The 12,390-nt window shown below is 63.3% G+C and carries 13 protein-coding genes; 12 read left to right on the top strand and 1 reads right to left on the bottom strand.

Features of this window, described 5'->3' with window-relative positions:
* Nucleotides 1-3: 3 nt before the first annotated feature.
* The 11 genes from NIBR502771_RS11075 (at nucleotide 4) to NIBR502771_RS11025 (ending at nucleotide 9,683) form a co-directional block, all read left to right on the top strand.
* The gene (locus NIBR502771_RS11075; protein ID WP_141159794.1) at nucleotides 4-945 is read left to right on the top strand and encodes a type II secretion system F family protein; all 942 of its coding nucleotides are present in this window, start codon (nucleotides 4-6) and stop codon (nucleotides 943-945) included.
* A gap of 9 nt (nucleotides 946-954) precedes the next feature.
* The gene (locus NIBR502771_RS11070; protein WP_141159793.1) at nucleotides 955-1,839 is read left to right on the top strand and encodes a type II secretion system F family protein; all 885 of its coding nucleotides are present in this window, start codon (nucleotides 955-957) and stop codon (nucleotides 1,837-1,839) included.
* Between the two features lie 249 nt (nucleotides 1,840-2,088).
* Nucleotides 2,089-2,328 (top strand): Flp family type IVb pilin, encoded by a 240-nt coding sequence (locus tag NIBR502771_RS11065; RefSeq protein ID WP_141159792.1) that lies wholly within the window; start codon nucleotides 2,089-2,091, stop codon nucleotides 2,326-2,328.
* 115 nt (nucleotides 2,329-2,443) lie between these two features.
* Complete coding sequence (locus tag NIBR502771_RS11060; protein ID WP_141159791.1) at nucleotides 2,444-2,857, top strand: TadE/TadG family type IV pilus assembly protein; 414 nt, start codon at nucleotides 2,444-2,446, stop codon at nucleotides 2,855-2,857.
* 44 nt (nucleotides 2,858-2,901) lie between these two features.
* Nucleotides 2,902-3,819: a pilus assembly protein TadG-related protein gene (locus NIBR502771_RS11055; RefSeq protein ID WP_246839644.1), complete on the top strand. Its 918-nt coding sequence runs from the start codon at nucleotides 2,902-2,904 to the stop codon at nucleotides 3,817-3,819.
* A gap of 28 nt (nucleotides 3,820-3,847) precedes the next feature.
* Nucleotides 3,848-4,597: a Flp pilus assembly protein CpaB gene (locus NIBR502771_RS11050; RefSeq protein ID WP_246839643.1), complete on the top strand. Its 750-nt coding sequence runs from the start codon at nucleotides 3,848-3,850 to the stop codon at nucleotides 4,595-4,597.
* A complete protein-coding gene (locus NIBR502771_RS11045; protein ID WP_141159789.1) occupies nucleotides 4,594-5,787 on the top strand; it encodes an AAA family ATPase in 1,194 nt (397 codons plus the stop codon). Before NIBR502771_RS11050 ends, NIBR502771_RS11045 begins: the two co-directional genes overlap by 4 nt.
* Complete coding sequence (locus NIBR502771_RS11040; RefSeq protein WP_141159788.1) at nucleotides 5,787-7,271, top strand: CpaF family protein; 1,485 nt, start codon at nucleotides 5,787-5,789, stop codon at nucleotides 7,269-7,271. Before NIBR502771_RS11045 ends, NIBR502771_RS11040 begins: the two co-directional genes overlap by 1 nt.
* 10 nt (nucleotides 7,272-7,281) lie before the next feature.
* Nucleotides 7,282-8,214: a type II secretion system F family protein gene (locus NIBR502771_RS11035; RefSeq protein ID WP_141159787.1), complete on the top strand. Its 933-nt coding sequence runs from the start codon at nucleotides 7,282-7,284 to the stop codon at nucleotides 8,212-8,214.
* Between the two features lie 7 nt (nucleotides 8,215-8,221).
* Nucleotides 8,222-9,106: a type II secretion system F family protein gene (locus tag NIBR502771_RS11030; RefSeq protein WP_141159786.1), complete on the top strand. Its 885-nt coding sequence runs from the start codon at nucleotides 8,222-8,224 to the stop codon at nucleotides 9,104-9,106.
* 94 nt (nucleotides 9,107-9,200) lie between these two features.
* Entirely contained in the window at nucleotides 9,201-9,683 is a 483-nt protein-coding gene (locus NIBR502771_RS11025; RefSeq protein ID WP_141159785.1) for an Hpt domain-containing protein, read from the top strand.
* Nucleotides 9,684-9,686: 3 nt separating this feature from the next.
* Here the strand turns inward: NIBR502771_RS11025 and NIBR502771_RS11020 are convergent, their stop codons facing one another.
* Nucleotides 9,687-10,469, bottom strand: coding sequence for a response regulator transcription factor (locus tag NIBR502771_RS11020; protein ID WP_141159784.1), 783 nt, complete (start codon nucleotides 10,467-10,469; stop codon nucleotides 9,687-9,689).
* 251 nt (nucleotides 10,470-10,720) lie between these two features.
* Between NIBR502771_RS11020 and NIBR502771_RS11015 the strand changes: the two genes are divergently transcribed.
* Entirely contained in the window at nucleotides 10,721-12,382 is a 1,662-nt protein-coding gene (locus NIBR502771_RS11015) for a cell wall metabolism sensor histidine kinase WalK (RefSeq protein ID WP_141159783.1), read from the top strand.
* Nucleotides 12,383-12,390 lie beyond the last annotated feature (8 nt).

Here is a 12,390-nt window from a genome sequence, read left to right as displayed (position 1 = left end):
CCGATGGACTCTCCCTTGGTTTTCGCCGGTGCCATCAGTCTGTGCTTCGGCGCCCTGCTGGTCCTGGTGATAGTGGTCTTCAGGCCTCGGTACGCTGCGATTCCAATCCAACGTCGCAGGCCCGACGGACAGCCGGACCCGTCCACACTGACAAGATTCTCGGAATCAGCGGCCAACGCAATGGGTGGCCTGATCGGGAAATCCGGCGGCCCTTACAGCCGCGAACTTCTCTACAACGCCGGCGTGAAAATGACGCCTGCGGAATTCAGCGCCTTTGTGGCCGCGGTGACCGTAGCTGTTGGCCTGCTGTCCAGCCTCGCCACCAACCTCGGCTTCGGAATCCTATTGGCACTGGCGACGCCGTTTGTGGCCAGGTTGGTGCTCACAGTTCGACGGGACAAGCGGCGGAGTAAATTCGATAATCAACTGATAGGCACCATTCAAATGCTGATAGGCGGGTTGCGTGCCGGCCACAGCGTGATGCGGGCCATCGAAGCCGCAGCGAACGAGTCCGAGGCGCCCACATCAGAGGAATTGACCAGGATCGTCAACGAGACGCGAATCGGCAAAGATGCCCGGGAAGCTATCGACGACTCCGCGAGCCGGATGGACAGCGAAGACTTTCGGTGGATTGGGCAGGCTATCCAGATTAATCGCGAAGTCGGCGGTGACCTCGCGGAGGTCCTTGACCAAGTCGCCGGCACGATCAGGGAGCGCAGCGAAATCAAGGGCCACGTTCGGTCACTAAGCGCTGAAGGAAAAATGTCCGCGTACATTCTCATGGCATTGCCCGTAGGTGTCGCGTTCTTCGTGGGTATGGTCAATCCCGGCTACTTGGACGTCTTTGTCCAGAAACCGATCGGCTGGTTCATGTTGGGCCTCAGCGCATTAATGTTCATCATCGGCGGCTTCTGGATGAGTCGCATTATCAAGATCAAGTTCTAAGGATTGAACATGACTCCAATCGCTTGGATGATAATCGCCACGGTCATCCTTCCACTCACCTATTTCGTGTGGTCATGGGCCACATTGGACCGAAAAGGGACCCTCGCCATCCGGGGAAACCTTGCCCGCGGCTTCAACATTGGAGGGCGCGACGCTGGACAGCAGGCACCAATGCTTCTGGGCATATCAAGACGCCTTACACCGGGTAGTTACGAGTCGAAACTGGACCGCTGGCTCTCATTGGCCGGACGCCCAGCCTCTATGCCGCTTGAAAAGTTGATCGTCTCCAAACCCTTGCTGTCCCTCGCAGCTGCGCTCGCAGGAATCCTCCTACTCATCAATTCGTTTACTTCAACCAACCTCGCAGTGGCAATATTTGCGACCGTATTCTGCTACTTTGTCCCGGATCTGCTGATCTACAACAAGGCGATTAAACGTCAGGAAGAGATCGAACTGGAACTACCCAACACCCTGGACCAAATGCTGATTTCTGTGGAAGCCGGGCTCGGCTTTGAATCGGCAATGGCCCGGGCAGGCTCCTATGGCGGGGGGCCTCTGGCCCAGGAACTGGTACGCACGTTGCAGGACATTCAGGTTGGCCGACCGCGACAGGAAGCCTACGAAGCAATGGCGGCAAGGACCTCAGTGCCGGACCTAAGGGGCTTCGTCAGGGCCGTCGTTCAGGCCGATAAATATGGGATCGGTATCGCCAAAGTCTTACGTGCACAGGCCAAAGATGCGCGAGTTAAACGTCGGCAGCGGGCAGAAGAAAAAGCGATGAAACTCCCGGTAAAGGTCTTGTTCCCCTTGATTTTCTTCATCTTTCCAGTGCTGTTCATTGTTCTACTAGGCCCTGCTGCAGTAAGCATTATCGAAGCCTTCAGTCACACCTAGAAAAACTGTAACGCGCCTATCGGCGCCTCAAAGACCGGACCCCCTCGGCACCCAGAACCGAGGGGGTCCTTTTGGCGTCCGCGAGCCAGCCCCAGCACAGGGAAGACACAGCAAAAGCGCAGGAAACGTGCATTCCGAAAAGGGTTTCCTCAGGATGTTGCAAGATCCGGTCAATGTCGGATCAAGCGTTGCTACTTTCGTTGAAGCGCTGGTACTGGGCCAGCCAATCCGTCTCGCTCAGGAGTCAAAATGCTTTCTCTTTACACGAACCTCTCCGTCCGCCTTCGCAGCGAAAAGGGAGCCACCGCCGTTGAATACGGCATCATGGTCGCCCTCATTGCCGTCGTCATCATCGCCGCAGTAACGCTTCTCGGCGGCACGCTGAGCACCATGTTCGAACAGGTCAAGTGCCAGGTCGGCGGCGGCGCGTGGACGGCCACTGCTCAGACTGCCACAACTGCTGCCACTGGCACCTGCGCGGCCAAATAGGGTCGCGCAGAATTTACTTGCGCCGCAAAAGCAAGAACGCTTCAAGTGGCGGCGGCAATATGCCGTCGCCACTAGATGTTCTCAAGCACTCTTGGTCAACCGAAAGGTTTGGGTCATGCCCAGGGCATCCGAACGAGGCGCGGCCGCAGTCGAGTTCGCGATCGTGGTGCCGGTCCTAATAACGCTCCTATTGGGGATTATGGAATTCAGTCGCGTCTATAACGCTCAGGCTTCGCTTTCAGCCGCAGCCCGAGAGGCTGTCCGAGTTACGGCAATGGCTGATCGAACGGCTACGGCCCAGGCGGCTGCTCAAATAAACGCTAGAACGGCAGCCAAGAACACAGCCGTTTCTTTGCAACCAGGATTGCAGGACAGCGCCATCCAATTTGGCGCTGCGTGCCCTTCAACGATCCCTTCAGGAACAAGTCCGCAGACCACCGTCACCATTACGTACAGTCTGTCGACGCTTACGGGAATTGCCGGACCATTCACCCTGACCGCCAAAGGAGCCATGCTGTGCGGCGGCTAAATCAGCGAACCACCCAGGCCAGTCCTGAACAGGGGGCTGTAAGCGTGCTCGTCGCCATCTCCCTTGTCGTGCTCCTGGGCTTCGCGGCCATCGCAGTGGATGTCAGCATGCTGTACGCGGAGCGAACGCAGCTTCGAAATGGGGCGGATGCAGCCGCTCTCGCGATTGCCCAAAAATGTGCCAAGTATCCCAATGATCTGAACTGCTCGACGACCGCGCCCCTCGCTTCCAATCTCGCCAACCTCAATGCAAACGACGGTCTTAGCAATATCAAGTCCATAGCCTTCGGATCATCAAGTGGCCCCGTGACAGTAACAGTTGGTAGCCAAGAGTCGGGCCACGCACCTAACCAGGTTTCCCTATTTTTCGCCAATATTTTTGGGATGAAGACGGCTGAAGTCAACGCCACCTCGACAGCGGCATGGGGAACGCCGTCCAAGGGGCCAGCCATCCTGCCGTTGGCGATTGCCTACTGCAAAGTGGACATTCCCCAGGACGGAACGGCTGGCGCTGTGCAGGTACTCGATCAGTCAACTCCGGCATGCGATAAGAAACTTCCCGGCGGTTTCGGATGGATCACGACCACTGGGACGAGCTGCTCAGTCACAATGACTGCTGGCCAATCGAACAACTCAGGGATCTGGTTCGACAGTGACCCAGGGGCCAGCGCCCCGTCTAACTGCGGCATTTCCGATTTCAACCAGATGAACGACCAAACCGTTCTCCTGCCATTGTTCGATCTGGCGACAGGAACTGGTACCGCGGTCAAGTATTACGTGAAGGGCTTTGCGGCCTTCCACGTTACCGCCTATCACTTTTCGAACTTCAACTGGTCCACCGGCAGCAATCTCCAAAACAAAATGCTCCGAGGCTACTTCGTAAAGTTCGTGTCCTTGTCCCAAGCCTTCGAACTCGGCAGTGCCCCCAATTACGGGGCCTCGATCGTCCGTCTCACCCCATAGCCAGAAGTAAGACCCCAGGGAGCAGTCAGTGAAGTCTCGTATGTTGGCCGGTGTAGCAGCAGTAGTGCTGGCCATCATCGGAGCGGTTCTCATCGTCACCTACGCCCAGGGCGCCGACCAGCGCGCAATGAAGGATATGGATCCCACCGGGGTACTTGTGGTGGTTAAGGCCGTGCCGGCAGGTTCTTCCCTCGATGTTGTGAGGGCATCCGTAGCCGTGCAGCAGGTGCCGGCTACGGCCGTCTCAAAGACTGCCCTCAAAGACCTCGATGCCTCCGCCGGCAAGGTGGCCGCCGTGGACCTTGTCCCCGGAGAGCAGCTCCTAAAGGAACGTCTGGTTGACCCCGCTGATGCCAAGAGCAGCAGCGCCGCGAAGGTACCTACCGGGTTGCAGGAGGTCACGTTCGAGCTCGAAGCCAAGCGCGTAGTAGGCGGTCGCCTTGAGGCCGGAGACCACGTAGGCGTCGGCTTCAGCTTCGCGGGCGGCGCAGACAAGACCAAGCCAGGCGAAGGAACTACCCAACTCACCCTCCGCAAGGTCCTCGTAACCGCAGTTCAGCGGGCCCCCCAACCATCTGCGAAGCCAACAGATGGCACCAACCCCCAGGACACAACGCTCCCGCAGGGTTCATTCATGGTGACGGTGGCGGTCAACGACATCGACGCCACCAAGATCATCTACTCCTCGAACAACGGTGACCTCTGGCTCACCAAGGAACCCCTCGACGCGCAGGACAACGGCGGCTTCATCGCCAGGAAGGACAACGTGTACAAATGAGCCGCTTCGTCCTCCTCTCCCCCAACGGCGACTTCGACCAGAAGCTGCGCGCCGCCGTCGCCAACGGCCTGCGCGGCACCCTCCAGACCATCGCCAGCGACATCCTCCCCGCAGGTCCCGCGGAGCTGTTCGGCCTCCTCAACCAGGAACAGCCCGAGGTCCTCATCATCGGACCGGACGTTCCCTATGAAGAGGCGCTGCGGTTCGCCAAGGTATTCGACGTCCAGCTGCCTGGCCTCAGCCTGGTCCTGGTCAGCGACGTGGACCCCGACTACCTCCTCTACGCCATGCGCGCCGGCATCCGCGACATCCTCAGCCCGCAGGCCGACGCCGCGGAAATCAGGGTGCTGCTGGAGCGCGCCTGCCAGTCCTTCGCCACGCGCCACCGCGGCCCGGAGGCGCAGCAGACGGAGAGCGGCAGCGGCCTGGTCATCGGCGTCTTCTCCCCCAAGGGCGGCGTCGGCAAGACCACGCTGGCCACCAACATTGCCATCGGCCTTGGCCAGATCGCGCCCATGAGCGTGGTCATCGTGGACCTTGACCTGCAGTTCGGGGACGTCGCCTCCGGCCTCTACCTCAATCCGCAGCACACCGTCACTGACGCCGTCTCCCCTGCCGCCGCCCAGGACTCCCTGGTCCTGAAGGCGTTCCTCACGGTCCACCCGGCAGGCATCTACGCCCTCTGCGCCCCGCCCAACCCCGTGGACGCGGACCACATCACCCCGGAACAGATCGGCCATCTTCTGGAACAGCTGGCCCAGGAATTCCAGTACGTGGTCATCGACACCGCGCCCGGGATGCCCGAAATCGGCCTCGCCGCGATGGAACAGTGCACCGACGTGGTCTGGGTCAGCGCCATGGACATCCCCAGCCTCCGCGGCCTCCGCTCCGGCCTTGAGGTCCTGCGCCAACTGGACATCATGCCCGAATCCCGCCACGTGGTCCTGAACATGGCCGACGCGAAATCCGGCCTGAACGTCAGGGATGTCGAATCCACCATCGGCGCGCCCGTGGACGTCAGCGTCCCCCGCTCCCGCGCCGTGGCCCTGTCCACCAACCGCGGCATCCCCGTCCTTCAGGAATCCAAGAAGGACCCCGCCGTCAAGAGCCTCCGCCAGCTGGTGGAGCGCTTCAACCCGGCATGGCGCACGCAGGCCCAGCGGAAACTTCACCGAAGGGTGGTCATCTGATGAAACTCTCCGAACGCATCAACGCGGTCCAGTCACGCAACCAGGCGTCGGGCACCGCGCTGCTGGAGCCGCCCCGCCCGGCCCCCGCGCCTTCGCCTTCCCCCTCGGAAAGCACGGAGCGGCACCAGCCGGCGCACGCCGCCGTCGTGCATTCAACGCACGACGCCGGCACCTCCTTGGTGCCCACGGCACCCCGGGTGGATGTCTTCGCAGCCATGAAGGACAGGGCGGCCACCGCACTGTTCGAACGGATGGGGACGCGCTTCAACGACGCAGCCGTAAGTGAACGGGAACTGCGGAGCACCGCCAAGGAAGAACTCACCCGCATCGTCGACGCCGAGCAGGTGCCGCTGACCCCGGAGGAACGCACCCGCCTGGTCCAGGACGTTGCCGACGACGTGCTGGGCTACGGCCCGCTCCAGCGCCTCCTGGACGATCCCGCCGTCACCGAAATCATGGTCAACCGCATGGACCAGATCTATGTGGAACGCAAAGGCAAGCTGACGCTCACCGAGTCGCGCTTCAGCTCCGAGGAGCACCTGCGCAAGGTCATCGAACGGATCGTGTCCAAGGTAGGCCGCCGCATCGATGAGTCCTCCCCGCTGGTGGATGCCCGCCTGGAGGACGGTTCCCGTGTAAACGCGGTCATTCCGCCGCTGGCCGTCGGCGGCTCGTCGCTGACCATCCGAAAGTTCAGCAAAACCCCGCTGACCGTCCGCAACCTCATCGACTTCGGAACGCTCACGCCGGAAATGGCCGAGCTGCTGAACGCCTGCGTCAAGGCCAAGCTGAACATCATCGTCTCCGGCGGTACCGGCACGGGCAAGACCACACTGCTGAACGTCCTGTCCTCCTTCCTGCCGCACGACGAACGCATCGTCACCATCGAGGACGCCGTGGAACTGCAGATCCAGCAGGAACATGTGGTCCGGCTGGAAAGCCGCCCTCCGAACACCGAGGGGAAGGGCGAAGTCACCATCCGCGAGCTCCTCCGCAACTCCCTCCGTATGCGCCCGGACCGGATCGTGGTGGGCGAGGTCCGCGGCGGTGAATCGCTGGACATGCTCCAGGCCATGAACACCGGCCACGACGGCTCCCTCTCCACCGTGCACTCCAACTCGCCCCGCGATGCCGTGGCCCGCCTGGAAACCCTGGTGCTCATGGCCGGGATGGACCTGCCGCTGCGCGCCATCCGCGAACAGATCGCCTCCGCCGTGAACCTCATCGTCCAGATCTCCCGGCTCCGCGACGGCTCCCGCCGGATCACCCACGTCACGGAGGTCCAGGGCATGGAAGGGGACATCGTCACCCTCCAGGACGCCTTCATCTTTGACTACTCGGCAGGCGTTGACGCGCAGGGCCGGTTCCTGGGCCGGCCCGTAGCCACCGGCATCCGTCCCCGCTTCATCGACCGGTTCGAGGACCTGGGCATCCACGTGTCACCCGCGGTGTTTGCGACGCCGCTGGGTCCGGGCTCAAAGTAGGGACGGGCCCATGATCATCGCCATCGGTAGCGTTATCCTCCTCGCAGCCATCTGCCTGCTGGGCGTGGCCGTGCTCCTGCCAAGCGCACCCTCGGTGCCGCTGGACCGCCGTCGCCCGTTTGAACCCGAGCCGCCATCCTCGCTGACCCGCGTGGCCTTGTCCGCAGTCAGGTCCTTCGAACGCCTCCTCGCCGGCCGGAAGGTCAAGCTCTTTGCCCGGGCCGAACTGGAGAACGCAGGCCTGCGGCTCAGCCAGGCCGAGTTCTTCCTCCTGGTGGGGATCGGCGCCTGCGTCGGCATGCTGGTGGGCCTGGTCACTGTTGGCCCCGTCATGGGACTGCTGCTGGCCCTGCTGGCACCCTTCGTGGGCAAACTGGTCCTCGGGTTCCTGGCCGGCAAGCGCCGCACCGCCTTCGACAGCCAGCTGGGCGACACCCTGCAGCTGCTCTCCGGCGGCCTGCGCGCAGGGCACAGCATCCTGCGCGCCATCGACGCCGCGGCGACCGAGTCGCAGAAGCCCACCTCCGAGGAAATGCGGCGGGTGATCACCGAGACCAGCCTTGGCCGCGACCTGCTCGCCGCCCTCAACGACACCGCCGACCGGATGAAGAACGAGGACTTCGTGTGGATCTCGCAGGCCATCCAGATCAACCGCGAGGTGGGCGGCAATTTGGCCGAGGTGCTGGACCAGGTCAACGAAACCATCCGCGAGCGCGCAGAGATCAAGGGCCACATCAAGGCCTTGGCCGCGGAAGGCAAGTTCTCCGCCTACATCCTGATCGCCATGCCGTTCGGCATTGTGGCCATGCTGCTGGCCGTGAGCCCCAACTACATGAACGCGATGTTCACCCATCCGCTGGGCTGGGTGATGATCGGTGCCTCCTTTGTCCTGATGACCATCGGTGCGCTGTGGATGCGCAAGATTATCGACCTGAAGTTCTGAGGACCCCATGAACCTCATCGTCCTGCTGTCCGTCCTGCTGGTCTGCATCCCCCTGGGTGCCATGGCCTGGTCCGTCCTGACCGTGGACAAGCAGGGCCGCGTCGCGGTTACCGACCTCCTCTCCCGTGGCGCCCCGCCGGCCGCAGTTGCACCTGCATCCACGCCGGGCCTGCTGGAAGGCATCGGCCGGCGCCTCACGCCCCCGGCCTATGTGGCTTTCCTGGACCGGCTGCTGTCCCTCGCCGGCCGGCCCGCCTCAATGCCGCTGGGAAAGGTGCTGGGGTCCAAGCTCGCCCTCGGCCTGGCGGGCGTGGCGGTGGGCGGCTGGCTCGCGGGCATCGGAAGCAGCCCGTTGATGAAGCTCGCCGGCATCTTTGTCCTGGTCCTTGGCTACTTCATCCCGGACCTCCTCCTCTACAGCAAGGGCCAGGAGCGGCAGAAGGCCATGCAGCTTGAACTGGCCAACACGCTGGACCAGATGCTGATCTCCGTGGAGGCAGGGCTCGGCTTCGAGGGCGCCATGGCCCGCGCCGGCGAGAACGGCAAGGGCCCGCTGGCCGAGGAACTGGTCCGCACCCTCCAGGACATGCAGGTGGGACGCAGCCGCCGTGAGTCCTACATCGCCCTGGCGGAACGGACCAGCATCCCTGAGCTGCGCAGCTTCGTGCAGGCAGTGGTCCAGGCCGACACGTACGGCATCGCCATCAGCCGGGTCCTGCGTGTCCAGGCGAAGGTAATGCGCGTCAAGCGGCGCCAGCGGGCCGAGGAAAAAGCCATGAAGCTGCCGGTCATGATCCTTTTCCCGCTGTTGTTCTTCATCTTCCCGGTCCTCTTCATCGCCATCCTGGGACCGGCCGTGATCAATACGGTGATGACGTTCAGCGGACAATAATCGATACGCAGGGCGACGGCAAGGTTGCCTCAAGGTTTACACAGAATGATAAGAAATTGGACGCCGAGGGATTTCCAGGAAGTAGCCTTGAACAATGCAGAGTCAGGATCCCGGTTCCAGCGGAAAGAGCCCCGCTGTGGGCTCCCCGCTGGCCGGGGTCCCGTTGCCTGCCGCTCCCGGGCCGGCGGCACGCACGGCCCTCTCACTCGAAGCGGCTGCGCTCTTGCCTTTGATTGACGCAGCCGTGCTGGCCGAACTCGAGGACGAACTGGCCGGTTCAGGACTGGCCCAGCGTTTCGCCCGCGACTACGCCGCCATGTGGGACCTGCGCCTGGCGCGGCTGGGAACAGCCGTGGACACCCAGGACGAGGCCTCTGCCCTGGATGCCGTCATCAGCCTGAAGATCAGCTCTGCCATGGTGGGCGGTGTCCGGCTGGCCAGGCTCGCCGAAGTCCTCGAAGGCCTGATCCGGAAGGGCGACTTTCTCCAGGGCCAGGCCATGATGGCCGGGGTGGCCCAGGACGGAGCCCGGACGGTGTCCGAGCTCCAGTCGACCTACATCCTGGAAAACGGCTGACGCTCAGGCGTCATCGGGCCTGCGCGGTGCGAGCCGGTAGCCCACCCCGCGGACGGTCTGCAGCCAGCGCGGAGACAGCTGGTCCTCCTTGAGCTTGCGCCGCAGGTTTCCCACATGCACCTCCACGGCCCGCTCATCCGCCTCGCTGATGTACGTATCGTGGTCATAGAAGTCGCCCCGTACGGCGCGCACCAGGTCAGCCCTGGTGCACACGGCACCGCCGCCTTTGAGCAGGACGTGCAGCAGGTCGAATTCACTGCGGGTCAGTCCCAGCGGCTCACCCTTGACCTCCACCGTGCGTGTCCGGTGGTTCAGGAGGAGGCCGTTGTGCTGCAGCACCGCCGGGTCGGCGTGTGTGGCAGGGGCCGCGGCCTGTCCCCAGTGCGACGGGGACGGCTGCTCCCCCGCGACCTCGTGCCGGGGCCTGCGCATCATTGCCGCCACCCTGGCCCGGAGTTCCCGCGGCCTGAAGGGTTTGGCAATGTAGTCGTCCGCGCCGGCATTCAGGGCCGACAGGAGGTCCGGTTCTTCCGTCCGTCCCGTCAGCATCACCACGTACGCGTTACTGAAATTCCGGATTCGCCGCAAAACCTCGAAGCCGTCAATATCCGGCAGGCCAATGTCGAGCGTGACAACGTTGGCCTGCTTGCTGCGGACCACCTCAACCCCGGCCCGCCCATCAACAGCTGTATGCACTTCGAAGCCCGCTTGTGTCAGTACGCCTTCCAGGAGGTTCCGTACATCCGCGTCATCTTCGATTACTACAGCTACACCAAGATCGTCCATTGCTATCCCTGCGCCAGGCGGAGATGGCCCCCCATTGGCCCAGCGCCAATGCCATTCCCGCTCCAACCATTTATACGCTACTAGTAAGCCCTGCTGATCACAGCTGAATTCGCCCCGAAAATTGAAAAGTCAATTATTATGACAAGACATGTGCAGTATGGAGCGGAAAGGGTAAGTAGCGGGGTAGGGAAAGCAATTCAAAGACCCCGCGGGGCCTGCAATCCAGTTGTGAAGGGGTACGAGTCAGAAACATGGCTGAGCCATTGTTCCACCGCGGGCCCGGCCGCATCTTCCGCCGGCTGGGACCACGCGCCCAAGTGGCGCTGTGCCAGCTTCCCCTGACCGTGGTGGTGGCCGTTATCGCACTGATCACGCCCTCCGCGTGGCCATCCTTGTTGGGAAGTCCCTGGTACGGGGCCGGCGTGGCCCTGCACGGACTCCTGTTCCTGGCGTGCTTCCTGGTTCCCTGGGAACGCCTGCCGCACAGGCCGTACCTGCTGGTCCCCGTCCTGGACTTCCTGGCGATTGGCCTTATGCGCAACGGTGCGGCACCGCTCTTGCCGGGGCTGGCCGTCCTGGCGGTCTTCCCGGTCATCTGGCTCTCCGCATCCGGCATGCTGGCCCGCACCAGCTTGGTGCTCAGCTTCCTGGGGCCGTTCTTCATCATGGCTCCCACAGCGATTGGCCATCTTCCCGCCGTCACGGCATCAGACCTCACCACGGTGGTGCTCTTCCCCGTGATGATGCTCGCCGTTTCCCTGGCGATCCGCTTCGCGAGCGTGAACCTGCGCCTGCAGCAGCGCGAGCTGGCAGAGAAGGACCGTGAGCTCCGGGACCTGCTGGCGGCAAGCCGGGAACGGGAGAAGCTGCTTGAAACCGTCCTGGACGCCACGGACGTCGGAATTGCCGCCGTCGACCGTTCCGGCCACTTCCTGGTGTCCAACAGCCGCCAGCGCAACTTCCGCCGCGCCACGGGCGCTGACGACGCCATCCCGGGCCAGGGGCACCAGCTCATCTTCGGCCAGGACCGGCGGACGCTGCTTCCGCCTGACCGCCGGCCCATCAGCCGTGCCATGGCGGGGGAATCCTTCGCCGACTACCTGGTGTGGGCCGGTGAAGGCCCGGATCAGCGCGCGGTATCCACGGCGGCGCGTCCATTGGTCAGCGAGGACGGCAGGCTCACCGGAGCCGTTGTGGTCTACACCGACGTCACGGGCTGGGTGGAATCCCTGGCCGCCAACCAGGACCTTATCTCCAACGTCTCGCACGAGTTCAAAAACCCCCTGAACTCCATCATTGGCAACGTGGACCTGGTCCTGGAAGAGGCGGACAGCCTGCCACCGCACCTGGCCCAGCGGCTGCTGGTGGTCCAGCGGAATGCTGAGCGGCTCCTGGAGCTGGTGGCCGACCTCACCGCCACCACCGCCCTGAACGTCCACCCCAAGCGGACAGACCTCGCCAGCCTGGTGGAGACCAGCCTCAGTTCAGCCCTGGCCTCGGCGCAGCGGTCCCATGTGGAGATCGCAGCCGACGTCCCCTCACCGTTGTGGGCCTACGCGGACCCGCTGAGGATCGGGCAGGTGCTGGACAACCTGGTCTCGAACGCCATCAAGTACTCACCGGACGGTGGACGGATCAGCATCAGCGCAACGACGGATCCGCAGTGGGTGCGGCTGAGCGTCAGCGACACCGGGATGGGCATCTCCCACGACGACGCCGCCAAGGTCTTCAACCGCTTCTTCCGGACCGAATCGGCGCAAAAGGCGGCCATCCCGGGTGCAGGCCTGGGCCTCTCCATCACCCGGATGATCGTGGAGCGCCACGGCGGCAGCATCATGTGCGAGAGCGGGGAAGGCCAGGGCAGCACGTTCACGGTGACGCTCCCCGCAGAGGGTCCGCCGCCGTCGTTTTAGCAACGACC

The organism is Pseudarthrobacter sp. NIBRBAC000502771 (assembly GCF_006517215.1).
GTDB lineage: Bacteria > Actinomycetota > Actinomycetes > Actinomycetales > Micrococcaceae > Arthrobacter > Arthrobacter niigatensis.
The sequence above is the reverse complement of the archived record's forward strand: the minus strand, read 5'-3'. Positions and strand labels throughout refer to the sequence as shown.

Bases quoted from the DNA above. Each gene is read 5' to 3' on its own strand.
- NIBR502771_RS11075 (WP_141159794.1), top strand. From the start codon at position 4: ATGGACTCTCCCTTGGTTTTCGCCGGTGCCATCAGTCTGTGCTTCGGC.
- NIBR502771_RS11070 (WP_141159793.1), top strand. From the start codon at position 955: ATGACTCCAATCGCTTGGATGATAATCGCCACGGTCATCCTTCCACTC.
- NIBR502771_RS11065 (WP_141159792.1), top strand. From the start codon at position 2,089: ATGCTTTCTCTTTACACGAACCTCTCCGTCCGCCTTCGCAGCGAAAAG.
- NIBR502771_RS11060 (WP_141159791.1), top strand. From the start codon at position 2,444: ATGCCCAGGGCATCCGAACGAGGCGCGGCCGCAGTCGAGTTCGCGATC.
- NIBR502771_RS11045 (WP_141159789.1), top strand. From the start codon at position 4,594: ATGAGCCGCTTCGTCCTCCTCTCCCCCAACGGCGACTTCGACCAGAAG.
- NIBR502771_RS11040 (WP_141159788.1), top strand. From the start codon at position 5,787: ATGAAACTCTCCGAACGCATCAACGCGGTCCAGTCACGCAACCAGGCG.
- NIBR502771_RS11035 (WP_141159787.1), top strand. From the start codon at position 7,282: ATGATCATCGCCATCGGTAGCGTTATCCTCCTCGCAGCCATCTGCCTG.
- NIBR502771_RS11030 (WP_141159786.1), top strand. From the start codon at position 8,222: ATGAACCTCATCGTCCTGCTGTCCGTCCTGCTGGTCTGCATCCCCCTG.
- NIBR502771_RS11025 (WP_141159785.1), top strand. From the start codon at position 9,201: ATGCAGAGTCAGGATCCCGGTTCCAGCGGAAAGAGCCCCGCTGTGGGC.
- NIBR502771_RS11020 (WP_141159784.1), bottom strand. From the start codon at position 10,469: ATGGACGATCTTGGTGTAGCTGTAGTAATCGAAGATGACGCGGATGTA.
- NIBR502771_RS11015 (WP_141159783.1), top strand. From the start codon at position 10,721: ATGGCTGAGCCATTGTTCCACCGCGGGCCCGGCCGCATCTTCCGCCGG.